At 65.9% G+C, this 26342-nt stretch carries 25 protein-coding genes; 7 read left to right on the forward strand and 18 right to left on the reverse strand.

What is annotated here, in order from left to right; genetic code table 11:
• Window positions 1-4 precede the first annotated feature (4 nt).
• The 9 genes from AC1DEZ_RS23045 to dapA all read right to left on the reverse strand — a co-directional run bounded on the left by AC1DEZ_RS23045 (window position 5) and on the right by dapA (window position 9915).
• Window positions 5-1633, reverse strand: a complete 1629-nt coding sequence (locus tag AC1DEZ_RS23045; RefSeq protein ID WP_476780828.1) for a thiamine pyrophosphate-requiring protein — start codon at window positions 1631-1633, stop codon at window positions 5-7.
• A gap of 17 nt (window positions 1634-1650) precedes the next feature.
• A complete protein-coding gene (locus AC1DEZ_RS23050) occupies window positions 1651-2814 on the reverse strand; it encodes an alpha-hydroxy acid oxidase (RefSeq protein WP_476780829.1) in 1164 nt (387 codons plus the stop codon).
• A complete protein-coding gene (locus tag AC1DEZ_RS23055; RefSeq protein WP_476780830.1) occupies window positions 2811-3779 on the reverse strand; it encodes a hypothetical protein in 969 nt (322 codons plus the stop codon). The genes AC1DEZ_RS23050 and AC1DEZ_RS23055 overlap by 4 nt, the downstream gene beginning before the upstream one ends.
• Entirely contained in the window at window positions 3776-5053 is a 1278-nt protein-coding gene (locus AC1DEZ_RS23060; RefSeq protein ID WP_476780831.1) for an NAD(P)/FAD-dependent oxidoreductase, read from the reverse strand. Before AC1DEZ_RS23060 ends, AC1DEZ_RS23055 begins: the two co-directional genes overlap by 4 nt.
• A gap of 9 nt (window positions 5054-5062) precedes the next feature.
• Window positions 5063-5824: an amino acid ABC transporter ATP-binding protein gene (locus tag AC1DEZ_RS23065; RefSeq protein WP_476780832.1), complete on the reverse strand. Its 762-nt coding sequence runs from the start codon at window positions 5822-5824 to the stop codon at window positions 5063-5065.
• Window positions 5825-5834: 10 nt separating this feature from the next.
• Window positions 5835-6500 carry an amino acid ABC transporter permease gene (locus AC1DEZ_RS23070; RefSeq protein WP_441509785.1) on the reverse strand — a complete coding sequence of 222 codons (666 nt, stop codon included), beginning with the start codon at window positions 6498-6500 and terminating at the stop codon, window positions 5835-5837.
• A gap of 97 nt (window positions 6501-6597) precedes the next feature.
• Window positions 6598-7446 (reverse strand): transporter substrate-binding domain-containing protein, encoded by an 849-nt coding sequence (locus AC1DEZ_RS23075; RefSeq protein WP_441509786.1) that lies wholly within the window; start codon window positions 7444-7446, stop codon window positions 6598-6600.
• A gap of 127 nt (window positions 7447-7573) precedes the next feature.
• On the reverse strand, window positions 7574-9001 hold the full coding sequence (locus AC1DEZ_RS23080; protein ID WP_476780833.1) for an FAD-binding oxidoreductase: 1428 nt from the start codon (window positions 8999-9001) through the stop codon (window positions 7574-7576).
• A gap of 14 nt (window positions 9002-9015) precedes the next feature.
• Window positions 9016-9915, reverse strand: coding sequence for a 4-hydroxy-tetrahydrodipicolinate synthase (dapA, locus tag AC1DEZ_RS23085; protein ID WP_441509788.1), 900 nt, complete (start codon window positions 9913-9915; stop codon window positions 9016-9018).
• Between the two features lie 155 nt (window positions 9916-10070).
• Here dapA and AC1DEZ_RS23090 point away from each other — a divergent pair, with 155 nt between their 5' ends.
• The 7 genes from AC1DEZ_RS23090 to AC1DEZ_RS23120 all read left to right on the forward strand — a co-directional run bounded on the left by AC1DEZ_RS23090 (window position 10071) and on the right by AC1DEZ_RS23120 (window position 16681).
• Entirely contained in the window at window positions 10071-10802 is a 732-nt protein-coding gene (locus tag AC1DEZ_RS23090; protein ID WP_476780834.1) for a helix-turn-helix domain-containing protein, read from the forward strand.
• 228 nt (window positions 10803-11030) lie between these two features.
• Window positions 11031-11906 carry an undecaprenyl-diphosphate phosphatase gene (locus AC1DEZ_RS23095; RefSeq protein ID WP_476780835.1) on the forward strand — a complete coding sequence of 292 codons (876 nt, stop codon included), beginning with the start codon at window positions 11031-11033 and terminating at the stop codon, window positions 11904-11906.
• 82 nt (window positions 11907-11988) lie between these two features.
• Entirely contained in the window at window positions 11989-12309 is a 321-nt protein-coding gene (locus AC1DEZ_RS23100; protein ID WP_476780836.1) for a hypothetical protein, read from the forward strand.
• A 133-nt stretch (window positions 12310-12442) separates the two neighbouring features.
• Window positions 12443-12922, forward strand: a complete 480-nt coding sequence (locus tag AC1DEZ_RS23105; RefSeq protein WP_476780837.1) for a TRAP transporter small permease subunit — start codon at window positions 12443-12445, stop codon at window positions 12920-12922.
• A complete protein-coding gene (locus AC1DEZ_RS23110) occupies window positions 12919-14340 on the forward strand; it encodes a TRAP transporter large permease subunit (RefSeq protein WP_476780838.1) in 1422 nt (473 codons plus the stop codon). The genes AC1DEZ_RS23105 and AC1DEZ_RS23110 overlap by 4 nt, the downstream gene beginning before the upstream one ends.
• Before the next feature lie 279 nt (window positions 14341-14619).
• Entirely contained in the window at window positions 14620-15291 is a 672-nt protein-coding gene (locus AC1DEZ_RS23115; RefSeq protein ID WP_476780839.1) for a response regulator, read from the forward strand.
• Window positions 15284-16681: a sensor histidine kinase gene (locus AC1DEZ_RS23120; protein ID WP_476780840.1), complete on the forward strand. Its 1398-nt coding sequence runs from the start codon at window positions 15284-15286 to the stop codon at window positions 16679-16681. The genes AC1DEZ_RS23115 and AC1DEZ_RS23120 overlap by 8 nt, the downstream gene beginning before the upstream one ends.
• A 3-nt stretch (window positions 16682-16684) precedes the next feature.
• Here the strand turns inward: AC1DEZ_RS23120 and AC1DEZ_RS23125 are convergent, their stop codons facing one another.
• The 9 genes from AC1DEZ_RS23125 to AC1DEZ_RS23165 all read right to left on the reverse strand — a co-directional run bounded on the left by AC1DEZ_RS23125 (window position 16685) and on the right by AC1DEZ_RS23165 (window position 26323).
• A complete protein-coding gene (locus tag AC1DEZ_RS23125; RefSeq protein ID WP_476780841.1) occupies window positions 16685-17560 on the reverse strand; it encodes an ABC transporter permease in 876 nt (291 codons plus the stop codon).
• Window positions 17561-17570: 10 nt separating this feature from the next.
• On the reverse strand, window positions 17571-18395 hold the full coding sequence (locus tag AC1DEZ_RS23130) for an ABC transporter ATP-binding protein (RefSeq protein WP_476780842.1): 825 nt from the start codon (window positions 18393-18395) through the stop codon (window positions 17571-17573).
• A gap of 100 nt (window positions 18396-18495) precedes the next feature.
• Window positions 18496-19491: an ABC transporter substrate-binding protein gene (locus tag AC1DEZ_RS23135; RefSeq protein WP_441509797.1), complete on the reverse strand. Its 996-nt coding sequence runs from the start codon at window positions 19489-19491 to the stop codon at window positions 18496-18498.
• A 300-nt stretch (window positions 19492-19791) separates the two neighbouring features.
• The gene (locus tag AC1DEZ_RS23140; protein ID WP_476780843.1) at window positions 19792-20295 is read right to left on the reverse strand and encodes a DsrE family protein; all 504 of its coding nucleotides are present in this window, start codon (window positions 20293-20295) and stop codon (window positions 19792-19794) included.
• 28 nt (window positions 20296-20323) lie between these two features.
• Window positions 20324-20938: a hypothetical protein gene (locus AC1DEZ_RS23145; protein WP_476780844.1), complete on the reverse strand. Its 615-nt coding sequence runs from the start codon at window positions 20936-20938 to the stop codon at window positions 20324-20326.
• Window positions 20939-20946: 8 nt separating this feature from the next.
• Complete coding sequence (locus AC1DEZ_RS23150; protein ID WP_476780845.1) at window positions 20947-21987, reverse strand: TAXI family TRAP transporter solute-binding subunit; 1041 nt, start codon at window positions 21985-21987, stop codon at window positions 20947-20949.
• A 66-nt stretch (window positions 21988-22053) separates the two neighbouring features.
• On the reverse strand, window positions 22054-23697 hold the full coding sequence (locus AC1DEZ_RS23155) for a hypothetical protein (protein ID WP_476780846.1): 1644 nt from the start codon (window positions 23695-23697) through the stop codon (window positions 22054-22056).
• Window positions 23698-23887: 190 nt separating this feature from the next.
• Window positions 23888-24943, reverse strand: coding sequence for an amidohydrolase family protein (locus AC1DEZ_RS23160; RefSeq protein ID WP_476780847.1), 1056 nt, complete (start codon window positions 24941-24943; stop codon window positions 23888-23890).
• A gap of 60 nt (window positions 24944-25003) precedes the next feature.
• A complete protein-coding gene (locus tag AC1DEZ_RS23165) occupies window positions 25004-26323 on the reverse strand; it encodes an MFS transporter (protein ID WP_441509803.1) in 1320 nt (439 codons plus the stop codon).
• Window positions 26324-26342 lie beyond the last annotated feature (19 nt).

Below are 26342 nucleotides of genomic sequence, written 5' to 3' on the forward strand. Positions count from 1 at the left end.
CGCCTCAGGCTTTCGACATCGCGGTTTCCTGCGCCGTGATGAACTCGAGCAGGACCGGCTGGCCTTCCTTCGTCCTGGCGATACCGCGCTCGATCGCGCCGCGGATCTCGGACGGGTCGGTGATGCGCTCCGCATAGGCGCCAAAGGCGCGCGCCATCTCGCAGTAATTGCCGGTGATGCGATTGGCGGCGTAGAGGCGTATCGCATTGGGGATGCTGTTCAGCTCAGTGGCCATGCCGCCGTTGTTGAACAGGATCGAGAGGATCGGGATGCGCTCGCGCGCCGCCGTCTCGATATCCATGCCGGTAAAGCCGATCGCCGCGTCGCCCCAGACATTGATGCAGAGCTTGTCCGGCCGTGCGAGCTTTGCGCCCATGGCGATGCCGAGGCCATAGCCGAGCTGGGTGGTCTTGCCCCAACCGACGAAGCTCAGCGGGTCGCGCGCGACCCAGAAGGGCGTGAGCTGGTCGCGCGGGCGCCCGGCGTCGTTGGTGATGATCGTTGGCTCGTTGCGCGTCGCCGCCATCAGCTCCCAGACGACGCGGTAGGGATTGATCGGCGTCTCGGCCGAGGTCAGCTTCGGCATCCATTCGGCGAGCCAGGCTTCGCGGGCCCCGCGGATGCGGGCGGCAACGGCCTCGCCCTTGTCGGAGTGTACGCCGCGCCGCTCCAGCTCGGCGAGCAGCCCCTGCAACGCCAGTTTCGCATCGCCGACGAGGCCGATGTCGGCGGGCACATCCTTGTTGAGATGCCCCGAATCGAGCGTCATGTGGATGATGCGCTTGCCCTTCGGCACCGGCACGGCGAACAGCGTCTCGGTGAAGCTGCAGCCAATGCCGAGGATGACGTCGGCCTCGTCGAGGAAGGCCTTCACCGGCATGGGATAGGTCAGGCCGCCGGAGCCGAGCGAGAGGGGGTGATCCTCGGGGAACGCGCTCTTGCCGGGCAGCGTGGTGACGACCGGGCAGGCGAGGCGCTCGGCCAATGCGCGCAGCTCGTCCCAGGCTTCGGCGTAGTGCACGCCCTGGCCGGCGTGGATCACGAGGTTGCGGGCCGCGCCGATCAACTCGGCAGCGCGGATGATGTCGTCGGGATCGGGCGCCGTGCGGTGGCCGCGGACCGGGACGTAGTCCTCCGGCTGCGCCAGCTCGGCGGTCCAGAGATCGTTCGGCACCTCGACGAGCACGGGCCCACCGCGGCCGTTGCGAAGCTGGCTCAGGGCACGGCGCATCACATTGACGACCTCGCCGGGGAGATTGAGCTGCTCCGCCGACTTGGTGATGTCGCGCATGCTCTGGACGGCGTTGAAGTTGGGCTTGATGCCGGAGACCCGCTGCGGATAGCCCTGCGGGATCACGAGAACAGGCACCGAATCGGCATAGGCCTGCGCGACGGAGCCGTAGGAGTTCTCGATGCCCGGCCCGTGCTGCATGGCGAAGACGCCGAACTTCCGGCCTGAAGACAGCCGCGAATAGGCATCGGCCATATGCATGCCGGTGCGTTCCTGGCGCACGACGATCGGCCGGATGCCGACGAGGGCGGCCTCGTCGATCAGCTTGTTCGTCGGGTAGCAGAACAGCAGTTCCACCCCTTCCTTCTTGAGGATGGCGGTCATGGCCTGGGCAACGTTCATTGCGCACTCTCCGGTTCTCAGGCCTGATCGGCCGCTCGACGCAAATCGGCGAGGGCAGGCGCCCCCAGCATTCCCATGGTGATCCCGAGTTCGTTGGCGAGGATGTCGAGGATGCGGCCCGCTCCCTCCGCTCCCCCGATCGCCACGCCATAGAGCGGCGCGCGCCCAATGAGGACGCCGCTTGCGCCCAGCGCGAGGAAGCGGGCGATGTCGGCGCCGCGGCGCACGCCGCTATCGGCCAGGATCTCCAGCCGGCCGGCGACCGCATCGGCGATCGCCGGCAGCACCTGCGTCGGGCCGGGGGCGCAGTCGAGATTGCGCGCGCCATGGTTCGATACGACGATGGCGTCGACGCCGTGAGCCGCCGCCGCCTGCGCATCGTCCACCCGCAGGATGCCCTTGAGCACGAGCTTGCCGCGCCAGTGCCGGCGCAACAGCTCGATGTCCTTCCAGGTCACGTCGGTCGCCAGGCTGAGTTCGTCGGAAAGCGAGGCGCGCCCGAGCTTCGTGCGGAACTCATCGGGATAATGCGCATAAGTCGGCACGCCGCCCGTCGCCAGCGCGCGCAGCATGACAGAGGCGGTCCAGCGCGGGTGCAGCGCGAGGTCGAGGCCGGCCCGCCACGAGGCCTTGAGAGGGATGCCGAAGCCGTTGCGGAGGTTGTATTCGCGGTTCGGGCCGACGGCGGTGTCGACGGTCAGGACAAGCGTCTCGGCGCCGGCAGCCCAGGCCCGGTCGAGCAAAGCGAGCATGCGCTGCCGGTTCTTCCAGACATAGAGCTGGAACCAGAGCCGGGCGCCTGACTCCGCCGCGATGCGTTCGATCGCGGTGATCGACTGGGTCGAGACGCAGAACGGAACGCCCGCGGCCGCCGCCGCTTTGGCGATCGCGATCTCGCCATCGTGCCAGACGAGGCCGGCGACGGCGGTTGGCGCGATGACCAGGGGAAGCGGCTGGCGGCGGCCGAGGATCTCGGCCTCGGTCGAACGTTGCGAGACATTGACCAACACGGCGGGAGAAAGCCTGATCGCATCGAGCTGGCTGCGATTGGTCGCGATCGAGACCTCGTCTTCGCTGCCGCGATCGACATATTCGAACAGACCGCGGGGCAGCCGCCGCGAAGCGGCGCGGCGCGCATCGGCAACGTTGAGGATATGGGCGAAGGCGGGCCTGGCATTCATCGCGGCAGCATCGTCCCGATGCCGCGTTCGCGCGCTTGGCCGACGACGAGATGCGCAAGCGCCAGATCGGCAAGGGCAAAGCCGCGGAAGCAGAAGAAGGAACGGCTGCCCGGCGCCGTGGGATGGGCTGCGTTCGCAAGCTCGACCAGATCGTGGCCGAAGCGGACCGTCGTCACCGGGTTGCCATCGATGTCGTAGGGCGCCTTCGACTGCGCCAGGCTGTCCGTGACCAGCACGTCGAAGGCCGGCAGGTTCTCGGGCATCCAGCTGCGGCCGATATCGACGGCGGCGGCAAAGGCGCTCGGCTTCATCAGCCGGACATCGAGGAAGGGCTTCAAACCCGGCGCGCCCGGCACCATCGAGATAACGATGTCGCTGCGGGCGAGCAGCGTGTCGGCCTCCGCGACGATTTCGGTGGCGAGCCCTCGTTCCGAGGCAGCCTCTGCCAGGCGTTCCGCCGAGGAGCGGCTGCGGCTCAAGGCCAGCACCGTGGTCAGGCCGGGATAAAGGTCGAGGAAGGCGGCGAGATGGGCATGGGCCTGTAGACCGCAGCCGACGAAGCCGATGGTCTTGGGCGCGGCTGGCGCCATGCGCGCGGCGGCGGCGGCCGAGAGCGCTGCGGTGCGGATCAGCGTGATCTCGTCGCCGTCGAGCACGGCCAGCGGCGCGCCGCTGGCGTAGTCGCTGACGCAGATCAGGGCGTTGATGCCGGGCACCGCGCTGCCCGCGCCGACCGGCGCCATCGCGACCCATTTCAGCGTGGCGATCCCGTCCGCCTGCGAGGCGGCCGTCATCGCCTGGAAGCCATGGCCGGGACCGAGCCCCAGCGCGCTCTTGGGCAGGCTGCGGTTGAGGCCGGCTGCATGGTCGCGAAAGGCGCGGAGCACGGCCTCGCGCGCTTCGCCGGGGGCGACGGCGAGGCTCTTCACATCGTTACGCGAAAGATAGAGCAGGCGCTCGCTCATCGGCCGAATCTCCGGGCGGAATAGGGAGCAGGATCGAAGGGCGGCTCGCGGCCGTCGATCAGCGCAGCGACGAGCTTGCCGGTCGCCGGCGCCTGGGTGAGCCCGGTATGGGCATGGCCGAATGCGTGCAGGATATCGGGCGAGCGGGACGCAAAGCCAATACAGGGCAGGCCATCGGGCGTGGAGGGGCGGTTGCCCATCCAGCGATCGATTGCGGGGGTCCCGAATCGATCGGCCTGTCCGGGAAACATCTTGCGGGCAAAGCCGAGCAGGATCTCGGCGCGGCGCCAGTCCGGTTCGGCGGCAGGATCGGCGAGTTCGACCTGCCCGGCGAGCCGCAGCCCCTGTGGCGTCGAGACGACGCCCATCTGGCCATCCGACGGCATCAGCCCGGCGCCCAGCTCGACGCCCGGCTCGGGGATGACGATGTGATAGCCACGTTCGGAGATCAGCGGCACGCGGTCTCCGGCGAGCCGGGCCAGGCCGGCAGAGCCGATGCCCGCTGCAAGGACGGCGCGCTGGCAGGCGACCGGCCCTTGGTCGGTCATGACGGCGCGCAGCTTGCCGTCGTCGAGAACAAAGCTGGCCGCGCGCGCGCCGACGCGCTGCGCTCCGCGCGCCTCCAGGAGCCGAGCAAGGGCGGCGCAATAAGCGCCGGGATCGGCGATCTGGCCGGCATCGTCGAGCCGCGCGCCGAAACGGTAACGCGGCGACAGCTCCGGCTGGAGGCGGCGCAGTTCGGCTTCCTCGACCTCGCTGAAGCGCACGCCCAATTCCTGCCGCATCGTCCAGATCCGGCTCTCGGCAGCGAAGGCTGACCGATCCGGATAGACATAGACCAGGCCTTGCTGCCGGATCAGGTGGCCGACGCCGGCCTCGGCCGCATAGGACTGATGATCGGTCACCGTATCCTTGCAAAGCGGGTAGCGCCGGCGCGCGATCGTCGCGATGCGATCCCAGTCCCGGCCAGCCGCGATGAAGCGGGCGAGCCAGCCCGCATGCCGCGGCAAGTCCCGCCATCGCACGGTGAACGGTCCGGTCCGGTCAAGCAGGAAGCCGGGTACCTTGCGCCACAGTCCGGGCAGGGAAATCGGCGCGATCGCGCCGGGGTTGATCCAGGTCGCATTGCCGTAGGAGGCTGCCTGCCGGCCACCGGGATCGCCTGGTTCGATGAGGATCACATGATGACCGGCGCGCTGGATTTCCAGCGCCGCGCACAAGCCCACGATTCCGGCGCCGATCACGGCGACGGTCAGGGGCGCATCCTTCTCCATCTGCCCGCCTCAGCCGCGATTGTGGAAATGGCTGAGGAAGATCCGCGTTGCTTCGTGCTGAGGCTGCTCGATGACATCGCGTGCCGGGCCTTCCTCGACGATCACGCCATCGCGCATGAAGACGACCTTGTCGGCGACCTCGCGAGCAAAACCCATTTCATGGGTCACGATGATCATCGTCATGCCCTCGGCGGCGAGATCGCGCATCACGCCGAGGACCTCACCCACGAGCTCGGGGTCGAGCGCCGAGGTCGCCTCGTCGAAGAGCATGACCTCAGGCTCCATGGCGAGGGCGCGTGCGATGGCAACGCGCTGCTTCTGGCCGCCGGAGAGCTTGTTGGGGAAGACGTCGACCTTGTCGCTCAGGCCGACCTTGGCCAGGAGCTTGCGGGCCAGTTCCTCGGCCTGCGGCTTCCGCATCGCCTTCACGGAGACCGGACCTTCCATGACGTTCTGGACCACCGTCATGTGCGGAAACAGGTTGAAGTGCTGGAAGACCATGCCCGTATTCGAGCGGAAGCGGGCCTGCTCGCGGGTGCCGGGCAGCTTCGAGCCGTCGCCGAAGGCGAAGCTGTCCTCGCCGATGCGGATGCGGCCGCCCTCGGGCATGACCAGCAGGTTGAGGCAGCGCAGCAGCGTCGACTTGCCGGAGCCGGAGGGGCCGATCAACGCGACGACCTGCGCTTCCTCTACCCTGAGGTTGATGTCGCGCAGCACTGTGAGCGAGCCGAAGCTCTTGCGCAGGCCGGAGACCTCGATCTTGTAGCTCATCGCTGCGCCCTCAATTGCTCTGGGCAAGCCGCTTCTCGGCTTGCTTGACGATCGCGGTCAGCGGCAGCAGCACGATCACATAGATCGCAGCGACCACCGTGTAGACTTCGAGCGCGCGGTAGGTGTCCATCGCCGCCACCTGGCCCTGATAGAGCAGGTCCGGGACAGCGAGGACCGAGACGAGCGAGGTGTTCTTGAACTGGATGATCGACTGGTTCATGAGCGGCGGGATCATCCGCTTGATCGCCTGCGGCAGCACGATGCGGCGCATCACGCGCGCCGGCGTCATGCCCAAAGCCAGCCCCGCCTCGCTTTGACCGGGATCGATCGAGACGATCCCGCCGCGAATGACCTCCGCGTAGAAGGAGCCGCCATACAGCGTCAGCGTCACGATCGCGGCGGTGATCGCGTCCAGCTTGATCCCGGTCAGGATCGGCAGCGCGTAGTAGAACCACAGCAACAGCACGAGCAGCGGCGTCAGCCGGAACATTTCGATATAGGCCCAGGACAACCATCGTAGCGCCGGGGAACGCGAGAGCTGCGCGATGCCGGCGACCAAACCCACGATCAGGCCGAGGATCACGACCGCGATCGTGATCCCGATCGTGACGCCGGTTCCGGTGAGGAAGATCCAGCGGTAACTCCAGACGATGTCGAAGTTCCAAGTATAGGACATGCCAACCCTGCCCGCGCCCAGCGCGGCCTCGCGGACCGAAGCCGTTCACAAGAATGGATGGGCTTCCCGCGGGCGAGCGCGGGAAGCCGAGGAAGCGTTAGAGGGTGATCCCCGCGGGGATGTCCTCGGGCTTGACGCCGACCTGGTCCAGGCTCTCGACGACGGCACTGCGGACGAGGCCGAGGCCGCGCGCATAGCCGACCCAAGTGTTGACGAAGAAGAGCCAGGTCTTGTCCGCCTCGCGGCGCACCGCCGCATTCGATGTCGATCCGAAGAACGGCTGGGGCACGACCACCTTGCCGAGGCTGGGGTCCGCCTTCACGGCACGCACGCCGCCCATCCAGAAGATGCACTGCGCATCGACGCGGCCGCTGCGCAGCGCCAGCATCGCCTCGTTGATGGTCTTGAAGCGCGTGATCTGGGCCTTGGGGCACAGGAGCGTAGCGATCTGGTCATGCGCCGAGCCGACGTCGACCGAAATCTTGACCTCCGGCTTGTTCAGATCGGCCCAGCTCTTCGGCTCGAAGCCCGGCTTGGCGATGACGACCAGCGCGCTGTCATAGACGCCATTCGAGAAATCGACGACCATGGCGCGCTTCGGCGTCGGATTGAGGCCGAACATGATGTCGATCTTGTCGGCCTGCAGATCGAGCACCGCGTTGCCCCAGGTCGTCTCGACCAGCTCGAGCTCGACGTCCATGTCCTTGGCCAGCGCCGAGCCGATCGCATAGAAGTGGCCGCTCCATTTGCCCGAGGCGGGGTCCTTGGTGAACCAGGGGGCGCTCGAGGTCACAGCGCCCAGCCGCATCTTCTTGTTGGCGATGATGCGGTCGAATGTGTTCTGCCCGGCAGCCTGTGCGCGTGCTCCGTTGGAAGCCAGCGTCAGCGCGCCGGCAGCAACCGCGCCAGCGCCGATAAGGCCGGCCAGATCCCTGCGTGTCGTCATTTTTCTCTCTCCCGGCGTTGTGAGGCGAACCCCGTTCTGTCTGGTGAGGCAGGCTCCCGCTTCCCCCGCGGGCTTTCCGTGATCTTCCGCCCCTCACCGGAGGCGGCAGCGGATTTTTCCGTCGTTTTCAAACCGCTTTCGGCGCGAGCAGAACACCCGGATTGATCAGGTTCTGCGGGTCGAACAGCGTCTTGACCTTGTTCATCAACTCGTAGCGCAGCGGATCGGCGAGGCGTTCCAGCTCCTCCGTCAGCTTGCGGCCGACACCGTGTTCGGCGCTGAAGGTGCCGCCGAAGCGCGCCGCGACGTCATGGATCGCCCGCTCGACCTCCAGCGCGAAGGCCTCCGCATCAGGCAGCGCCGCCCAGAATGCGTGCGTGAACATCAGGATGTAGTGCACGTTGCCGTCGCCGAGATGGCAGACCACCTCGCTGTAAGCTTCCGGAAACAGCTTCGCCGCGACCTCGTCGGCCGCCGCGATGAAGGGCGCGACATCCGAGGAGCGCACGGCGACGTCATGCGTGATGCTCATGCCCTCCTTCTTGTTCGCTTCGGAGACGGAGTGGCGGATGTGCCAGAAATCGGCGGCCTGCTGCGCGGAGGTCGCAACCACCGCATCGAGCACATCGCCCTTCTCCAGCGCCGCACCGAGGACCTCTTCGAGGATCGTCGACAGTGCCGCCGTCGCGTCCTCGCTGCCGAGCTCGATGAGCACCGACCAAGCCGGAATCTCCGCGAAGGGGAACCGCGCTCGCTCCGCATGCTTACGCACCAGCTCGAATTGCGAGGCCGAGACCAGCTCGAAGGCCTGGATGTACGAGCCGGCGCGATCCTGCAGGGAGGCGAGCAAGGCGACTGCAGCAGCGGGATCTGGAGCAGCGACCCAGGCATGGGCGGTGTTCGGGGTCTGCGGATGCAGCCGGAGTGCCGCACCGGTGATGATACCTAGCGAGCCTTCCGCGCCGATGAAGAGATGGCGCAGCATGTAGCCGGTATTGTCCTTGCGCAGCGCCGCGAGGTCCGCGAGCACCCGCCCGTCCGGCAGCACCACTTCCAGCCCCGCGACGAGATCGCGCATCGGGCCGTAGCGGACGACGCCGGTGCCGCCGGCATTGGTCGAGATCAGCCCGCCGATCTGGGCGCTGCCCTCGCTGCCGAGATGCAGCGGGAACTGTCGCCCCGCCTCGGCGGCGGCGTTGTGCAGGTCGCCGAGGACGACACCGGCATCGACCGTGGCGATGCCGGTCGCCCGGTCGATGGCGCGGATGCGGTTCAGGCGGCGCAGCGAGAGCACGATACCCGGCTTGTCGCTGCGGTCGCTTTCCGGCACGGCCCCGAAGCACAGCCCGGTATTGCCGCCGACCGGGAAGACCGGTTGCCCCTCGGCCGCGCAGAGCGCGACCACGGCGGAGACTTCCTTGGTCGAAGCCGGCTGGACGACGGCGAGCGCGCGGCCGCGACGGCGCTGGCGCCAGTCGGTGAGCCAGGGCTCCATCTCCGCCGGATCGGTGATCAGCCCCTTGTCGCCAACGATGCCACGAAGCGTCTCGATCACGACACCGTCTCCGCTCAGGCGAGGCTGACGGCTTTGGCCCGCTCGGCGGCCAGCTTGAGCTTCGCCAGCGTGTCCGGGCTCGGCCCCAGCAGCGGCAGGCGGACTCCGCCGACCGGCCGGCCGGCTAGCGCCATATATTCCTTCAGGGGCCCCGGGTTCGTTTCGACATAGATGGCGTCGACCACCGGATCGATCTTGTCCTGAAGCTTGAGTGCCTCCTTCAGCTTGCCCTGACGGGCAAGTTCGAAGATCTCGATCCAGATTCGCGGATAGATCGTCGCCGAAGCGAGCACGCCGCCGCGCGCGCCGAGCGCGACATGGGTGGCGAAAAGCGGCTCCTCCCCCGAGAGGATCGCGATCTTATCGCCCGCGAGCTTCATCGTGCGGATGAAGTCCGGCATGTCGTAGGACGAATACTTCATGCCGATGATCGAACCATCCTCGGCCATGGCCTGCACGGTCTCGGCGAAGGCGGCGACCGTGGTGCGGCGCGGGATCTGGTAGAGCATCACCGGCAGATCCAGCGCATCGCGATAGCGGGCGAACCAGGCGCGCATGCCCTCCTGGGTGCCGGGCGCGTAATAGGGTGTCACCGTCATCACCGCCGAGGCGCCGACCTTGGCGAAGTCGCGGCCCGCCTCCAGCGCATCCTCATAGCCGGTCGCGAGCACGCCGGGGATCACCGGCTTGCCGTCCGCGGCGTCGACGCAGGCAGCGACGATGTCCCGGCGTTCGGCACGCGAGAAGACTGGATATTCGCCCGTGCCGCCGATCGGCACGATGCCGGCGGCGCCGGCGTCGAGCTGGAAGCGCACCAGCGCCTGGAGCCCCTTGATATCGACCGCCCCATCGGCGGCGAGCGGCGTGACGATCGCGGTGTACAGACCGCCGAGGGAGTCGTGCGTAAGCGTCATCTAAGCATCCCCGCAGTGATGCTGCCGGTTCCCCGCGTGTCGGCCCCTCGCCAACCGCGCTCAGTTTCTTGCCGGCGCATCGTTGGGAATGGAGCCTCTTTCAGGGGCGGGAAAGTGTCAACACAAAAATACATAAATGTCGGATACGACAATTATTGGATCATGCGGGACGTGATTCTCTTTCCCTCCTCGCAACCAGAGATTATGACAGGACGATCCCCATCAGGGGGGCGAGGAGAATCGGGATGCCGGAAATCTCGGCGGCGGAACGCGGGGATATCGAACCACCTGAGGCTTGGCAGGCCGGCGACGAGTCGCGCGGTGGCGTCGATATCGGTGTCCGGCTGCTCAAGCTGCGCAAAAGCCGGGGGCTGACGCTTCAGGACGTCAGCGCGATGACGGGAGTTTCCGCCTCGGCCTTCTCCAAGATCGAACGCAACGAGCTATCGCCGACGATCTCGACGATGCAACGCATCGCTCACGGGCTCGATGTCGAGCTGGTGACACTGCTGTCGAGCGGTCAGGACAACGGCACGGTGAGCTTCGCCGGACGCCGCGCCATCAGCCGGGCCGGCAGCGGCAGCAAGCATACGACCGGCACGTGCAACAACGTCCTGCTCTGCGCCGATCTCAAGAACAAGCGCGCCACGCCGATACTGACGACAGTGACGGCGCGTTCTCCGGATGAATATCCTGCCTGGGCGAAGTCCGAAGCGGAGATCTTCGTGATGGTGCTGGAAGGCACGCTCGTCGTGCACAGCCGACTCTACGAGCCGCTTGAGCTGAACAAGGGCGATTCCGTGTATTACGACGCCACGACGGAACACACCTGGACTTCAAAAGGGGTCGCCAACGCCGTGGTGCTGTGGGTTCTTGTCGATCTCTGAGGATAGCGCCCGAGACGCGGCTTGCCCCATAGATTAGGTGAATCTGCAAAATTTGGAGCTAGAACAAGACTCGCCAAGATCGACGTCCGGTCTCTCAGGATTGGGCAAGCGTACCGTCAGAAGCATTAAGGGGCCGATCGCGGGCACATTCGGCATCTCGAGCCAGTCGTCCGTTCGTGGAACGGATCGTGCTTAGCGCATGGCGTTTTTCGCACGAGACCCATCACGATGGCCGCCGCCGCTTGTTCCGCCGGACTCGACACCGGATTCGCCGCCCTCGACTTCGGGCAGGTCGCCGTGCTCGGGCTGGTCCAGGGTGTCAGTGAGTTGTTGCCGATCTCCTCGACGGCCCATATGCGGGTCGTGCCGGCCCTGCTCGGCTGGCCCGATCCCGGCTCCGCCTTCTCGGCGCTCATGCAGCTGGCCGCACTGGCGGCCGTGATCAGCTATTTCAGGCGCGATGTCGGCAGCATCGCCGTCGGGGGGCTCGCGGCGCTCAGGACCCGCAAGTTCGACACGGGCCCGGGCCGGCTGGCGCTCGGCATCGTGGTCGCGACGGTCCCGATCGTCCTGGCTGGTGTCGCGCTCGCGCCCATGCTCAACCGCTGCGGCTCGCCTTTGCGTTCGCTGGAAGTGATCGGCGCGACATCGCTGGTGATGGCATTGCTACTGGCGGCGACGGAATGGTTCGCTAGCCACCGCCGCTCGGTGGAGCAGGCGCGCTGGCCGGATTTCCTGCTGGTCGGTTTGGCCCAGGTCGGAGCCCTGATCCCGGGCGTCTCTCGATCCGGCTCGACCCTGACGGCGGCGCTGGCGCTCGGCTTCAAGCGCGACGAGGCCGCGCGGCTGTCCTTCCTGCTCGGCCTGCCGGCCATTGCCCTGGCCGGGCTCAAGGAAGCCTGGGAGATCGCCAAGGTCGGCATAGACGCCCATGCCGTAGCATTGCTGGCGGTCGGCCTGATCGCGGGCTCGCTGGCTTCCTTCGCCGCGATCTGGGGCTTGATGCGGTATCTGGAGCGGATGTCGAGCTGGGTCTTCGTGATCTATCGGGCTGGGATGGGCATCTTCCTGCTGTGGGCCGTCGCGACCGGACTGTTCGTCTAGATCCTGCCGTGCGAGGCAAAACGCAATCAGCAGGAGCGTCCGGATGAAGCACTTGCTTGGGAGAGGCGAGCACCGATTCGCGATGTTTGCGCTTCTTCTGATGTATGCGCCGGCCCTGCCTGCGCTAGCTGGCCCGGCGGCTGGCTGGCGCTTCTGCTATGCAGGCTCGGAGCAAGACCGTCATTTCTACGTTTCGCAGCCCTTTCCGACGACCGAACCTTTGGAAACCCTTGAGCGGAAATGGGTCGTCTGGTTGGGTCGGCAGGCGCTGCGATACGATACGACCGGATGTCCGCGCGGAGCCGATCCTTCCGAGGTCGAGGCCTCCGTCAAATCCGCCATTCGCTACAATGCCAGGCAAGGCCGCAGTGCGGTCGAACTCGACTGGAAGCCCGCTCCCTGAGCGCCAGGCCGTCAGCTGGCTCGTCCCGGCCTGCGAAAAGGCCGCTCGACGCGCCAGTTGCCGACAGCCCTGCGCCGCAGGCCTACCGACATGACGGAAAATATTTGAAAGATGCCCCTTCCGGAGCGATTCCATGCAAGTCATCGTTGACGGGCTCGATCGGGGCCTGGGTGCGATCTGTCTGGCGGCCCGATGGCTCGCCTTGCCGCTGATCCTTCTGCTGTTCCTGCAATGGCCATTGCGCGATCTGTTCAAAGGTTGGTCGCGTGAAGCCAACGATCTCGGACAATGCGTGTTCGCCCTCTATGTCGCGGTATCACTGACGGCAACCACACGCTCCGGTGCCCACCTGGCGAGCGATGCCCTGGCGCATCGGCACGGGGAGAGGCTGCGGCGGGCGCTGGAGATCGGGCTCATCGTGCTTGGGCTTCTGCCCTGGTCCCTGTTCCTGCTGATCGTCGGGTGGCCGGCGTTGCTGGCCAGCCTTCGGGTCCTCGAATCGTTCCCGGATACCGGCAATCCCGGTTATTTCCTCATTCGCGCCTCGGGCTTCATTCTGGCTGCGCTCGTCTTCGCGTCCGGCTTGCTCGGTTTGCTGCGGAGGCGCGCGTGAGCCAGTGGGTCGGCCTTGCCATGCTCGGCGGCGTCGCGCTGGGCGCGATCGCGACCGGGCTGCCCGTCTGGGGCGTTCTGATTTGCCTCGCGGCGGTAGGTGCCGCCGTGTCGGCCGTGCTCGATGCTTCCAGCATCGCGCTCTTTGCGGCGCTGCCGAGCCGTCTCGTCGGCCTGCTGGAATCCGATCTGCTGCAGGCGTTGCCGCTGTTCGTCTTCATGGGAGCGCTGCTGAACCGCTTGCCGCTCGCTCGCATTCTGTTCCACGCGGCGCTGCGTCCCTTCGGTGGCGCACGCGGAGCGACGCTGGCGCTCGGCGCCATTCTGGGACCGATGAACGGTTCCGTCAGCGCCAATGCGATTGCCCTGACACGAGCGATCGATCCGGCACTGGCCGAGCATGAGGTCCCGCCCGCCGAGAGCGTTGCATTGTTGACGGTTGCCAGCACGCTCGGCGTGCTGGTTCCGCCTTCGCTCGTCCTGATCTTGCTCGGCGATGCGATGATGACAGCTCATACGATCGCGCTCAATGCGACCGGGCGGGTAGATCGCATCGTCAACACGCAGGACGTTTTCCGCGGCGCCATGTTGCCGGCCGGGTTGTTTCTCGCGGCCTGTCTCGCCCTGACGTTTCTGCGCCGGGAACCCGGCCGGCGCCTGCCGGTGCCGACGCTGGGGGAGACCGCTCTCGCGCTCCTCACCGTCGGCTTCATCGGCGGCCTGCTCGTCGGCGTCGCGCTCGGCTATTTCTACGCGGTCGAAGCCGCGGCGATGGGCGCGGTCGGCCTGCTGGTCGCGGGAGTGTTGAGCCGTCAGCTGGATCTTGTGCGGCTCAAGGCGGTCCTCGACGACACGCTGGCGATGACCGGTGCATTGATGGCGCTGCTGGTTGCGGCGACGACTTTCACACTCGTCTTTCGCGTGCTCGGAAGCGACCGGCTCGTCGCTGGCTGGATGGAGGCGGTGCCAGGCGGCCCTCTGGGAATTCTGGGGGCGGGTCTCGGCCTGATCTTCCTGGCGGCCTTCGTTCTCGATGCCTTCGAGATCATCTTCGTGCTGATTCCGATCCTGCTGCCGCCGATCTTGATGCGGGTCGAGGATGCGCAATGGGTCGCGGTCCTGACCCTGCTCATCCTCCAGACGAGCTTCTTGCTTCCGCCTCTCGGCTATGCGCTGACGATGACCCGGGCGGCCTCGACCCGGCGTGCGCCGTTGCGGGCCGCTATGGCGTCGCTCGCTCCCTTCATCCTGGTGCAGCTATGCGTGACGGCGGCGGTCGTTTGCTGGCCGAACCTGGCGCATTTGGGGAGGACGCCTGAGCAGGCCGTTGCGGCTCCTTCCGAAGCCGACGCCACACGCCGCCTGCGCGAGATTGCGCCTCCCGCCGACCTGCTGGAGATCGGGCCGCCAAAATTTTGAAATAGAGATTGCTGTGCTGCACCGTTCATGGGGGCGTCGGCTGCGCCTGTTCCGCGCGATTGAACTGCTACGCGGCGGGAGGGCCATGATCGATACCGCACTCGCTCGGTCTGAGACGAGGCCCGCTTCAGATGCTGTCTTCAAATCGCCTCCCTTGGCGGCGGAAGGACTGCTGCCGTTCGGTCCCTTGCCATCGCGGCGACAATCGCGTTCCTTGAGGCATCCGACCGGCAACGGTAGGCGTCAATCCGACGCGCAGCGAAAGAGTTTGCCGAGCACGTGCGCATCCTGTTGGTCGAGGACAATCGTGAGCTTGCGGACTGGCTCTCGCGCCTGCTCCGGAAGAGCCGCTACGTGGTTGATTGCGTCCATGACGGGCTCGACGCCGATGCGGCTCTCGCGACGCACAGCTACGATCTCATTATCCTCGATATCGGCCTGCCGAATATGACCGGGCTTGAGCTGCTGCGCCGCTTCCGTCAGCGGCGCGGATTGGCCCCGGTGATCATCCTGACAGCCAACGATGCCGTATCGAGCCGGGTCGCAGGGCTCGATGCTGGCGCCGACGATTATCTCGTCAAGCCCTTCGAGCCGGATGAGCTGGAGGCACGGATTCGGGCTCAGCTCCGCAGGCGTCAGAATAGCCGCACCGCACATGTCAGCTTCGGGCCCCTGGTCCTGGAAACGGATGCGCGCCGCTTCATGCTCGGTGGTGCTCCCCTTGACCTGACGGCGCGCGAGTACAGCGTGCTTGAAGCGCTGGTTCTAGCGGGTGGTCGCATCGTCCCCAAGGCGAGCCTGATCGATACCGTTTTCGGCCTCGACGATGATGCGACCGACAATGCGCTCGAAATCTATGTTCACCGCGTTCGCAAGAAGCTCGGCGGCGGAGGGGTCTCGATCGGCACCTTGCGCGGCCTGGGCTACGCCCTGAGGCTGAAAGGTGAGTAGGAGCCTGCGCGCCGAGCTTCTGGCTTGGCTGCTGCTGCCATTGGCCGCCGTCGTCGCCTTCAACGGCTGGACCCTGCGCCGGGACGCGACGCGGACGGCAGATCTGATCACCGATCGAACCCTGCTCGCTTCGGCGCGCGTCATCGCGGAGCAGGTCAAGGAGAGCGATGGGCGGGTCGAGTCGCTGATCCCGCCCTCGGCGCTGGAAATGTTCGCCTCGCCCGACCGCGAAAAGGTGATCTACCGGGTGCTATCGCCGTCCGGGGAACTCATTGCGGGTTTTCCTGATGTGGTGGAGCCGCCAGCGCCGCCCCAAGGGTTGGAGCCCGCCTATTACGAGGGCCAATTCCGCACAGAGCCCGTGCGCGCGGTCGCCCTGGCTCAACCCGTGATCTCGAAGGTGGAAGGCGGCAACGCGCTCGTCATCGTCGCGACGACCCTGCATGGCCGTGACCGGCTGGTGAACGAGATCTGGCAGAGCTCGCTGCGAGACCAGCTCGTGCTGGTCGGCATCGCCGCCCTGCTGGCCCTGCTGGGGTTGCGGCGCGGCCTGGCGCCCTTGCTCCGGCTGCGCGACGAACTGCGCAATCGCGACCCGGAATCGTTGACAGCGCTGGACCGCAATCGCGTGCAAGGCGAGCTCAGGCCGGTCATCGATGCGCTCAACCATGCGCTCGAACGCGTGCGCGTCTACATCCTTCTCCAAAGGCGCTTCGTGGCCGATGCTTCACACCAATTGCGCACGCCGCTGGCCGTCCTGAAAACGCAGGTTGCGATGGCGCGCCGCGACGACGATCCGCAGTTGCGGCACGAGGCGCTCTCAGCCATCGAGCGCGGCGTCGACAACATGGGCCGGGTCGTGAACCAGCTCCTGACCCTGGCGCGGGCGGAACCGGGCGGCGCGGCGCTGCGGAAGGAACGGCTCGATTTCGGCGCAATCGCGCGCGACGTGCTCGTAGGCCTTGGAGCCATTGCCTTCGATAAGGACATCGACCTTTCCTTCGAGGCTCCCGATGCCGCCCTGCCCATCAACGGCCACGTCACCTTGCTGCGCGAGCTGGTGACCAACCTCGTCGACAACGCCCTGCGTCACATCCCTGAAGGGGGCAGCGTCGCCGTGAGGCTGGCATCGTCAAACGCCGCGATTCTGCTCGTCGTCGAGGACAACGGCCCGGGTATTCCAGAGGCCGATCGCGAGCGGGTTTTCGAGCGGTTTCACCGCCTTGCCCCCTCGACGGTCGAGGGCACCGGGCTTGGGCTCGCGATCGTGAAGGAGATCGTTGCGGCCCATGACGGGACGATCGCGCTCACGGAAACGCAGCCCCCGCCGGGGCTGCGTGTCGAAGTCAGGCTACCGATGGCCGAGGACCAGCCGTCACCTTCGGTTTGAGCCTCACTGCTGATCCTGCAGCGGCTTCGGGCGCCAGGTCGCGAGCCGGCCCTCGACCCAGGTCATCAGATACTCGGCTACGAGCGCCACGATCATGATCACCACGATCGCCGCATACATGCCGGCGGAGTCGAAGGTGCCCTTGGCGATGTTGATGAGCAGGCCGATGCCGTGGCGCGAGCCGACGAATTCGCCGACGATCGCGCCGATGATGGCGAAGCCGAAGCTCACATGCAGCGAGGCGAAGATCCAGCTCATCGCCGAGGGGATCACCACCGAGCGGGTGAGCTGCCAGCCGCGCGCGCCGAGGATCTGGGCGTTGGCCATCAGGTTGCGGTCGGCCTCGCGCACGCCCTGGAAGGCGTTGGCGAAGACGACGAAAAAGACCATTACGAAGGCGAGCGCCACTTTCGAGCCCATGCCCAGCCCGAAGATCATGATGAAGATCGGCGCCAGCACCACGCGCGGGATCGAATTGAACACCTTGATATAGATCGAGAAGATGTCCGCCAGCATCTGGTTGCGGCCAAGCGCGATGCCGACGACGATGCCGGCGACGGAGCCGAAGACGAAGCCCAACGTCGCCTCTTCCATCGTGACGTAGAGGTGCAGCCAGAGGGAGCCTTCCGAAGTGCCCTCGATCGTCCATTCGACGAGCCTGCTCCAGATCGCGCTGGGGCTCGAAAAGAAGAACTCGTCGATGATACCGGTACGGGCCCCGAGTTCCCAGCCGCCGAGGATGGCGAGCAGGATGGCCCAGCGCCAGAACAGCACCTTGTGACGGCGAAGGCGGGCAGCCTTGGCCGCGGCGGCTTCGATTTCGGCGTCGGACGTTCCGGGGCGGAAGCCGGTAGAAGTGGTGAGAACTGCGTCGGTCATGGCGCCCTCCTCAGGCTGCGCGGGCTTCGTCGCGGGCAGCGCCGCGCTCGACTTCGGCGCGAAGATCGTCCCAGATCCGGCGGGACAGCGCGATGAAATCGTCCTGGTAGCGGATCTCGCTCACAATGCGCGGCCGCGGCAGCTCGACGGGGTAGATCGCCTTCACCGTGCCGGGGCCGGATGTCAGCACATAGACCTTGTCGGCGAGCGCGATGGCCTCCTCAAGGTCGTGAGTGACGAAGATCACCGAGGCCTTGGCCTCCGACCAGAGGTTGAGCAACACCTCGTGCATGACCACGCGCGTCTGCACGTCGAGCGCCGAAAACGGCTCGTCCATCAGCAGCACTTGCGGTTCGTTGATGAAGGTCTGCGCCAACGAGACGCGCTTCCTCATGCCGCCGGAGAGCTGGTGCGGATACTTGGTCTCATGGCCGCTCAGATGCACGCGGGCGAGCCACTCACGCGCCTTGGCGTAGGCTTCGTCGCGCGGCTTGCCGCGGAAAAGCGGGCCGGCGACGACATTGTCGATGACGCTGCGCCAGGGAAACAGCGCGTCCGTCTGGAAGGCGAAGCCGATACGCGGGTCGATATCGGTGACCGGCTGGCCGAACAGCCGAACTTCGCCGCTCGATGGCCGCGCGAGGCCGGTGACCAGGTTGAGCGTCGTGGATTTGCCGCAGCCCGTCGGGCCGACGACGGCGACGAATTCGCCGCGCGCCACGCTCATGTTGAAGTCCCGGATCGCGGTCATCGACTTGCCATCCGGCGTGATGAAGCGGCGCGAGACGTTGATGAGCTCGATGACCGGGCTATTGGCCGTGTCGGTTGCAGGCATGAGGCCTCCTTCGCCGCGAGGCGGCGTCGCTCGATTGCGCTTGATCAGAGGGGGCGGTGAGATGCGGCCGGCCTGTTCCGGCCGCTCTCCGCGCCGAAGCTTACTTCGCAGCCTTCACGAACTCGGTCGTATAGGTCTTCGACAGGTCGATCTGCTTGCCCTTGATGTTCTTCGAGAAGCCGGAAAGCACGGCGAGAACGGTCTCGGGGCCGCCCTGCGGCATCACGCCGTCGGCGGTGAACATCGCCTTGCCGTCGGCGAGCGCCTTCACATAGCCGTCCTTGTCACCGACATAATAGTCCTTCGGCATCTTGTCGGCGATATCCGCGGCGCTGTGGGTGTTGATGTATTTCAGCGTCTTGACGAAGGCGTTCGCCAGCTTCTGGACGATCGGCTTGTTTTTCTCCACCCAGGCGGTCGGCATGTAGAGCGAAGCGGCAGGATAGGTGCCGCCGAGCGCGGCCTTGGTTTGCTCGATCGTGCGCATGTCCACGAGAATGCGCGCCTCGCCGGTCTTCAGCAGGCGCGAGATCGTGGGCTCGGTGGTCATGCCGGCCTGGATCTTGTCCTGCTGCATGGCGGCGATGAAGGTGGCGCCCGCGCCGACCGGCAACGAGGTGAAGTCGCTGAGCTGCACGCCGGACTTAACCATCAGATATTGGGTCAGGAAATTGGTCGAGGAGCCGAGGCCGGTGACGCCGAGGGTCTTGCCCTTGAGATCGGCCATCGACTTGACGTCGGGGTATTTCGATGAAACCAGCTCGACCTCGCCCGGGGCCTGGCTGAACTGGACCACCGACTGAACGAATTTGCCCTTGGCCTGCAGGTCGACGCAATGATCGTAGAAGCCGACGACCCCCTGGACCACGCCGGCGAGCATCTCATTCTCGGCATCGACACCGGCGGCTTCATTGAGAAGCTCGACATCGAGACCTTCATCCTTGAAGTAGCCCAGGCTCTCGGCAAGCTTCGCGGGCAGGTAGATCTGCTTCTCGTAGCCGCCGACCATGATGGTGACCTTGTCGGCGGCGAAAGCCGAGGTGGCGGCGAAGAGCGAAACGATGGCGATAGAACGAATGGCAGCGCGCATGCGCATGGCGAGGCTCCTTGTCTGGTTTCCTACCCGGTTCGCCCCACTTTATGAGGAGGCTTGTCGCCGGGTTATCGGCCAGTAGCCCGCCAACCTTTCGCCAACCTTTCGACCGAGCGTTCGGCGTTCGCTCCAGAGCATGGCTGTCGAATCTTCCGCTTCCCTCCATTCGGAAACGCTGGCCGGATCATCCTCGATATCGGCTTCGCCACCGACTCGCTTGGAAATTCGCAGATCTCATCCATCGGATCGACCGCATCGCGACACGAAACAACGCAAATCTACGATCGATTTCAATGACGGATGTCACGGCCTGACATAGGTCCAGCCTCGCTCCTGCAACTCCATCACGCGCACCACGCCAGATTTCACCAGCGACGCCTCGGGCACGAGAGCAATTTCCTTGTTCTCAGCCTTGGCCATATTCTCCTGCGTATTGCCGCAGGCCTTGAAGGAAATTGCCGGGGTGCTCGCCGCGATCGCCTTGATCCGTGCCTTGACCGGGGAGGTGTCATCGCGAAGCATGTGCAAGCCTGGGCCGAAAGTGACAATCTCTATTTCCACCGGCTCTCCAAGATCCTTGTAGTATTGCGCAACGTTCGTCGCGTTGTTGAGCGCCAGATTCATCGTTGCAGGCTCGTTGGAGTTGACCTGCAGGATAAGGCGGTGCGTTTTTGTTTCCGACGCGTTTCGCTTTGATGCCTGCGCAGTGGCCTGCTTCCTTTCCTGCGCCACTGACGGCGGCATGGCGATCAGGAGCGCAGCGACGCCGGCCAGTGCAGCCCGCGCGATTTTCACATAGCCAGTCATCACTGCTTCTCCCTTGTCGGTTCGAGGATTATCGACTGTTTGGCCTGGCAACGACGTTCGGCCACTTGCACGCTGCGGCGACCTTGGCTCGCACGACCTTCAGCCCGGCCAGCGCAAACTGCCCCTCATAGGTGCCGGCTCGGGCCACGAGGCGGATATTGAGGCCGCCTTCGTCGGGCAAGGAATACAACAGATGCACGACATCGGCCCTGAATGCGGTGCCGGAACCGAATGACGACGCCCCGGCTGCGACCTGCAGTGGCTGAGCGCCGTTGATGCGGTAGATGATGATACCGTCGGCGCTGCCACCGGCCACGGCCGGCCCTGAAACCGCCAATTCGGTTCGGCCGCCACGGCAATAGATGGACAGCCGCGTCAACGCGCCTTCTGATCCGCCGCTCGCAAGCGTCGTCGCGGTGACGATGGGAGCATAGTCGATCGGCGAGGTGGTCTCGCTGACGATCCAGTTGTCTTCGCCAGGCGCCGGGCGATCGGTCGGCGCGATGCTACGCGACAGCTTGTCGAGGCACTCCAGCCGCGCAGCGGGCTCCAGCACGGCGCAAGCGCGAAGATGCATCACCGGATCGACCACATCCTGCGCCAGCGCGGCTCCGCAAGCGATCTCGAAGACGATGGACAGCATGGCCGCCTTCATCGCAGAGCCCGCGGTGCTCGCGTTTGGCGGTCCAACCACTCCTGGGCGGCCGGAAAGCGGTCGAGGCCCGGGACGGTCGCGGCCAGGTTGATTGACTTCCATTTCGCGTCGAAGCCGGGACCCTGAAGCCTGTCGATGCGGGAGAACAGCACATCCACAAAACGGGCTACGCGCTGATAGCGGTTCGTTTGCGCCGCCCAGTTGAACGCGACGAGCGCGGTCGGCACCGCAATCGTCTGCACGCGCTCTCCCGGCTTGATCAGCCCCGGATACTCGCCCGCCTCCAGCACGGCCGGAAGATAGTAATCCTCGAACTTGCTGTCGTATTTGACCGGAAGGAACTTGAAGCCGGGCTCGAAGCGCCCGCGCACGAATGCGTCGACCGGCTTCGAGGTGATGAAAACGACCCCGGCCATCTCACCTTTGCGCATCTGCTCGAGCGCCACCTGATGAGGGATGAACGTCTTGTCGACGTTGATGCCGAGCCGGCTGAAGATCAGCGGCCCCGAATAGGCGGCAGCGGTGCCCTGCGTGTTGAAGTTCACCTTCTTGCCGGCGAGATCCTCCAGGCTCTGGATCTCTGGCCGAACGAAGATATGCAGCTCCGACGGGAAGAGGTTGAGGACATAGGTAATCCGACGCCGGATCTGGGGCAGCTGCGCCTTGTATTCGTCCAGAGCGTCGGAATTGATGATGGCCGTATCGACGCCGCGCAGGTAGAGCAACGAGTTCAGGTTCTCGGTGGCGCCCCGCGTAACGATCGGCAGGACAAGCAAATTCGGCCCGTCATCGACGACGCGCGCCATCTCCGCCGCGAGACGAAGGGGCGCTCCTTCAATCAAACCGCCGGCAAGACCGACGGTCCAGGCGTTCATCTTCTCCTGTTCCGTCGCCTGCGCCGGGATGCGACGCGACGAGGGAGTGGCCTGGGCCTCGACCTTGGCTGTCTGCGCGAACAAATCAGCCGGCTGAAGCCCCGGCATAAGCGCTATCAAGGCAGTCAGCAGGAGCAGGCTTCGTCTGGCAAACCTCGTCATCCTCGAACTCCCTCGCGAGCGCACTAATCGGACGATGAACCGAAGCCGCACGGCCTGGCAGGCGCATCATCGGCTCAAAGTCTCGAACCTCTCCTTCGCCTCCCGAATGCCGCCCGCATGCGCCTTCGCGTAGAGCTCGCGCGCCCTCGCCACCTCGCCCTGCGTTCCAAACGTTTTCCAGGTCGAGAGAACGTTGGGGTCGTATGTCTCGGCCAGCATGAAGACCGCGCGCGGACTGCCCATCTCCGCGGCACGCTCAAGCACGATCCGCGCTGCACCGATGTCGCCTTGGCCGAGCAGCGCGGCAGCGCGCGCAATCATCCTCACCGCCTCGCTGCCGCCCGGCACGTCCGGGGCAGCGGGCGACGCGATGGCCGTGCCGGTGGCAGATGCGACCTGCCGGGCAACGGGACTGCCTGTCGTCGCTTCCGGCTGAATGCGCGCGGCAGCCGCGCTTCGCGCGGCATCGAGATCGGCGGCCCCGGCTGCCGCCTTGTCGCGCTCCTGGCTGAGTGCCTGTTGAAGCGCCGCCACGTCTTTCTCATAGGCTCGCCTGCGGAGTTCCGTCTGTTCGCCGATCAGCCGGAACTGCACGGCCAGCTTTTGGTTCACCTGCTGCGCCGTTGCCAACTCGCTCGCCATGGCGCCATTCCGGGCTCGCTCTTCGTCGAGCGCCTGACGGAGCTGCGCCGTGTTAGCCGTCAGTTCCTGCCGCGCAGCCGCCGCATCCGCGAGGGCAGCAGCCATTTGCTGGCGTTGCTGTTCGAGTGATTGCGCGGCGTTGGCGGTGTCCGCTTGCTTGAGCGGCGCCGTATCGGGGTCGGCTTGGTGCGATTGCGCCGTCTGCGCCTCGATCTCACGCCGCGCCATCGCCAGCTCGCTCGCCAATGCGGCGCTGTGGGCGCGCTCCTCGTCGAGGGCCCGGAGGTGCTGCGCGGTGCTTGCGAGCAACTCCTGCCGCGCAGCCGCCGCGTGGTCCGCCAGGATCGCGGCCCGCTCGCGCTCCTGCTTCAGCACCTGCTCGGCCGCCGGCCCCGCTTGCAACTGCGCTTCCAAGCGCTCGATGGTACGCCGAGCTCGATCCAGCTCCTGCGCCAGGGCCGCCTCTCGCGCCAGACCTTCCGGCGGGTTCCGGCCCGTTGGTTGCGGCTCATCCGGCCCGGGCGCCGCCGCAGCTCGTTGCTCCCGCATAGTCGGCGTCTCCGACGCGGGCGGGCCGGGCTGCCTGTCGACGGTTCGGAGGACTTCAGGGACGGCGGTCTTCGAGTCCCTGCTCGGCAAGCCCGCATCCTGAGCGACCACGCCATCGCCCGCAGGCGGCTCGGCAGCGACTTGCTTTACACAGCACAGCAGCAGCGTCGCCGCAGCGATGACAGTGACGACGGGCGTAAAGAAGCCTCGCCACATCCGCTTTACGGCAGGATCAGCGTCAACCGATCCTGCGCCGTGTGGCTGGAAATGAACTCCGCGGGCGACCGGATGCCTATGCGTCCGCGTGAGCCTGATAGGGCCATCGTCCTTCCCGTCGGCCCAATCGCCCGCTTCCGGCGACCTGCCGCCGACGTCGCAATCAGCACTTGCATCGTCCTCGATGACGACGCAATGCCCGTCTTTCGGTGCGGTCTCGATCGCGTGGCGCATGTAAAGGACGCCTGCATTGACGGCGTTATCGAACCATAACTTCTCCGCTTTGCCTGAGAAAAAGCCCAAATCTCCTCATGGCAAGTATCCGGCACAGTATCGCGAATTGCCACGCCACGCCACACCGACTTCGCGGCCTGTCGACGTCTTGCGAGGGCCTGACCTTATGAAACGGCTCCGGCACCGACTGATGGGGCGGATGACCGCTCCGCGTGGATATATTCCCGCCAGAGGGACTGCCGGTGCCGGATCGCGATCATCATGCCCTTTTGAGTAGCCGAAGCGCATTCTCGCGCTCGATCTGCGTGAGATCGGCAGGGGACAGCAAGCTGATCTTCTGGAGGCCATCGGCGACGACCTTGCCGGAGAGATAGGGAAAGTCGCTGCCGAAGAAGAGCTGCTGGCTAGGCACCAGCTGGAGAAGCGCTGCGACCGAAATCGGGTTCGCCATCGACACGACGTCGTAGTTGAGCCGCTTCAGTTCATAGAGCATGCCCTTCGGCAATTTCTCCGGCAGTCCCGGCGTGAAGAACATCGCCGCGTTCAGGCGCCCGGCCAGGAAGGGCAGCGTTCCCCCGCCTTGGGCGAAGATGAAGTTGATGTCCGGGCACCGGGTCAGCGTCCCGCTGAACAGGAGGCTGGTGATGCAGCGCGTCGTGTCCGTGGGGAACTCGATCAGCGCCGAGGATACGCCTTCCTGCAGATTGCTGCAGCAATCCGGCGCCAGCGGATGGACGAATACCGTCGCCTTGCGCCGGTTCAACTCGTCGAAGACCGGCGCGAAGGCAGGGTCTCCCGGCCAGCGCGTGCCATAGCTCGTCAGGATGCCGATGCCGTCGAGCTTCAGCACGTCGAGCGCATATGCGATGGCTTTCAGGCTGCCTTCGATATCCGGCAGCGGGATCGGCGCGAACATGCCGAAGCGGCCCGGATATTTCTGCATCATCTCCGCCCCGTAGTCGACGCAGACCCTGGCGAGCCGCCGGCCCTGCTCGACATCCCCGAAGAAGATGCCCGGCGCCGCCACGGAGACGATCGCCTGGTCGACCCGGCTGCGCTCCATCTCGTCGAGCGAGCGCTGAGGCGTCCAGCCGATCATGGTCTCGGTCGGCAATCCCTGAGCCTGGGCGATGATCCGCTCGCGCACCTCATCGAGGTATTTCGGCGGGAAGATGTGGTGATGGGTATCGATCCGGAAGCGGCCTTCCGGCTGCGCCTGCGCGAGTCCGGCGCCCGCTGTCGCCGTCGCCGCGAATGCTGCGACGGTTCCCAGCAGCATGGCACGGCGGGACATGGTTTCGTCAGAGGTGGTCATTTCGAAATTCCCCTTTTGGTATTGTTGTCGTTGCCGGTCGAAACCGGCGCCTGCTCATGGTCAGGCAGGAGCGCCGTTGGGCTCGCCCAGCCCCTCATGCTGCCGCGGGGTGTGGGCCTTGCCGGGCAGGCAGCAGACGCCGATGAGCCCGATCAGCCCGACGAGGATGACGTAATAGGCCGCTGCCGCCTTGTCGCCGGTGGTGGCGACGGCGTAGCTCACCATCAGCGGCGCGGCGCCGCCGAAGATGCTGTTCGAGACGTTGAAGTTGAAGCCCAGGATCGAGGCGCGGATGCGCGGTTCGAACAGCGCGGCGTTCATGACGATTCCCAGCCCGACGATCACGCTGCCGGGAATCGCCAGCGCCACCTGCAGGGCCACAAGTCCCCAGAGCGTCGGCGCCTGGATGATCCAGGCATAAAGCGGGTAGACGATCAGCAGGATCGCGACCGTGGCGATACCGTAGAGCAGCCGCGGCGAGGCGCCGCGATCGACGCGGCCGGCCCAGAAGATCGCGCCCGCGGCCGAGAGGAGACCCGCCACCAGCGTGCTGATGAAGGGCGCATTCAGGCCGAGATTGAGCTCGCGGACCGCGAAGGTCGGCATGTAGATGAACATGATGTAGAAATTGCCGCCGCCGAAGGCGAGCAGGGCGAAGGACGCCAGGAAGGCGCGGCGCTGCTTCGTCCAGATCTGGCGGATGTCGTCCGACCAGGACGTCCTGGCAACACTCGCAACGTCGAGCGTCTCATCGACATGGCGCCGGATGTAATAGCCGACCGGGGCGATCAGCAGCCCGAAGATGAAGGGCAGCCGCCAGCCCCAATCGCCCATCTGCTGAGGCGTCAGCGTGTTGAACAGCAGGAAGCCGACAAGGCCGGCGAAGACGACGGCGAGCAGCGTGCTCGCCATCTGCCAGGCGACGAAAGTGGCCTTGCGGTTCGGCGGCGCCGATTCCGCCAGGAGCGAGACCGCGCTGCCATATTCGCCGGAGGCGGCGAAGCCCTGCATGAGGCGGGCCGTCAGCACGATCACCGGGGCGAGCAGACCGACGGTGGCATAGGTCGGCGCGAAGCCGATCATGGCGGTGGCCAGCGCCATGATCCAGATGGTGATCGTCAGGGCGCTGCGGCGGCCTTTCCGATCGGCGTAGTAGCCCATCACAAGAGCGCCGACCGGCCGCATCACGAAGCCGACGGCGAAGGTCGCGAGCGTCAGCATCAGGGCGACATTCGGATCATCGGCGGGAAAGAACAGCCGCGACAGGATCACGGCCAGATAGCCGTAGATGATGAAATCGAACCACTCCAGGGCGTTTCCCAGCGCGGCTGCGACGACGACGCGAACCGACGACCGTTGCGATTGCGTACGCACCGACATCTCAATCTCTCCCGTGATG

The sequence above is a fragment of the Allobosea sp. 10L422 genome (genome assembly GCF_056395345.1).

Coding starts and splice junctions, on each gene's coding strand:
- AC1DEZ_RS23045 (WP_476780828.1), bottom strand. CDS start 1,633: ATGAACGTTGCCCAGGCCATGACCGCCATCCTCAAGAAGGAAGGGGTG.
- AC1DEZ_RS23050 (WP_476780829.1), bottom strand. CDS start 2,814: ATGAATGCCAGGCCCGCCTTCGCCCATATCCTCAACGTTGCCGATGCG.
- AC1DEZ_RS23055 (WP_476780830.1), bottom strand. CDS start 3,779: ATGAGCGAGCGCCTGCTCTATCTTTCGCGTAACGATGTGAAGAGCCTC.
- AC1DEZ_RS23060 (WP_476780831.1), bottom strand. CDS start 5,053: ATGGAGAAGGATGCGCCCCTGACCGTCGCCGTGATCGGCGCCGGAATC.
- AC1DEZ_RS23065 (WP_476780832.1), bottom strand. CDS start 5,824: ATGAGCTACAAGATCGAGGTCTCCGGCCTGCGCAAGAGCTTCGGCTCG.
- AC1DEZ_RS23070 (WP_441509785.1), bottom strand. CDS start 6,500: ATGTCCTATACTTGGAACTTCGACATCGTCTGGAGTTACCGCTGGATC.
- AC1DEZ_RS23075 (WP_441509786.1), bottom strand. CDS start 7,446: ATGACGACACGCAGGGATCTGGCCGGCCTTATCGGCGCTGGCGCGGTT.
- dapA (WP_441509788.1), bottom strand. CDS start 9,915: ATGACGCTTACGCACGACTCCCTCGGCGGTCTGTACACCGCGATCGTC.
- AC1DEZ_RS23095 (WP_476780835.1), top strand. CDS start 11,031: ATGGCCGCCGCCGCTTGTTCCGCCGGACTCGACACCGGATTCGCCGCC.
- AC1DEZ_RS23100 (WP_476780836.1), top strand. CDS start 11,989: ATGTTTGCGCTTCTTCTGATGTATGCGCCGGCCCTGCCTGCGCTAGCT.
- AC1DEZ_RS23105 (WP_476780837.1), top strand. CDS start 12,443: ATGCAAGTCATCGTTGACGGGCTCGATCGGGGCCTGGGTGCGATCTGT.
- AC1DEZ_RS23125 (WP_476780841.1), bottom strand. CDS start 17,560: ATGACCGACGCAGTTCTCACCACTTCTACCGGCTTCCGCCCCGGAACG.
- AC1DEZ_RS23130 (WP_476780842.1), bottom strand. CDS start 18,395: ATGCCTGCAACCGACACGGCCAATAGCCCGGTCATCGAGCTCATCAAC.
- AC1DEZ_RS23135 (WP_441509797.1), bottom strand. CDS start 19,491: ATGCGCATGCGCGCTGCCATTCGTTCTATCGCCATCGTTTCGCTCTTC.
- AC1DEZ_RS23140 (WP_476780843.1), bottom strand. CDS start 20,295: ATGACTGGCTATGTGAAAATCGCGCGGGCTGCACTGGCCGGCGTCGCT.
- AC1DEZ_RS23145 (WP_476780844.1), bottom strand. CDS start 20,938: ATGCTGTCCATCGTCTTCGAGATCGCTTGCGGAGCCGCGCTGGCGCAG.
- AC1DEZ_RS23150 (WP_476780845.1), bottom strand. CDS start 21,987: ATGACGAGGTTTGCCAGACGAAGCCTGCTCCTGCTGACTGCCTTGATA.
- AC1DEZ_RS23160 (WP_476780847.1), bottom strand. CDS start 24,943: ATGACCACCTCTGACGAAACCATGTCCCGCCGTGCCATGCTGCTGGGA.
- AC1DEZ_RS23165 (WP_441509803.1), bottom strand. CDS start 26,323: ATGTCGGTGCGTACGCAATCGCAACGGTCGTCGGTTCGCGTCGTCGTC.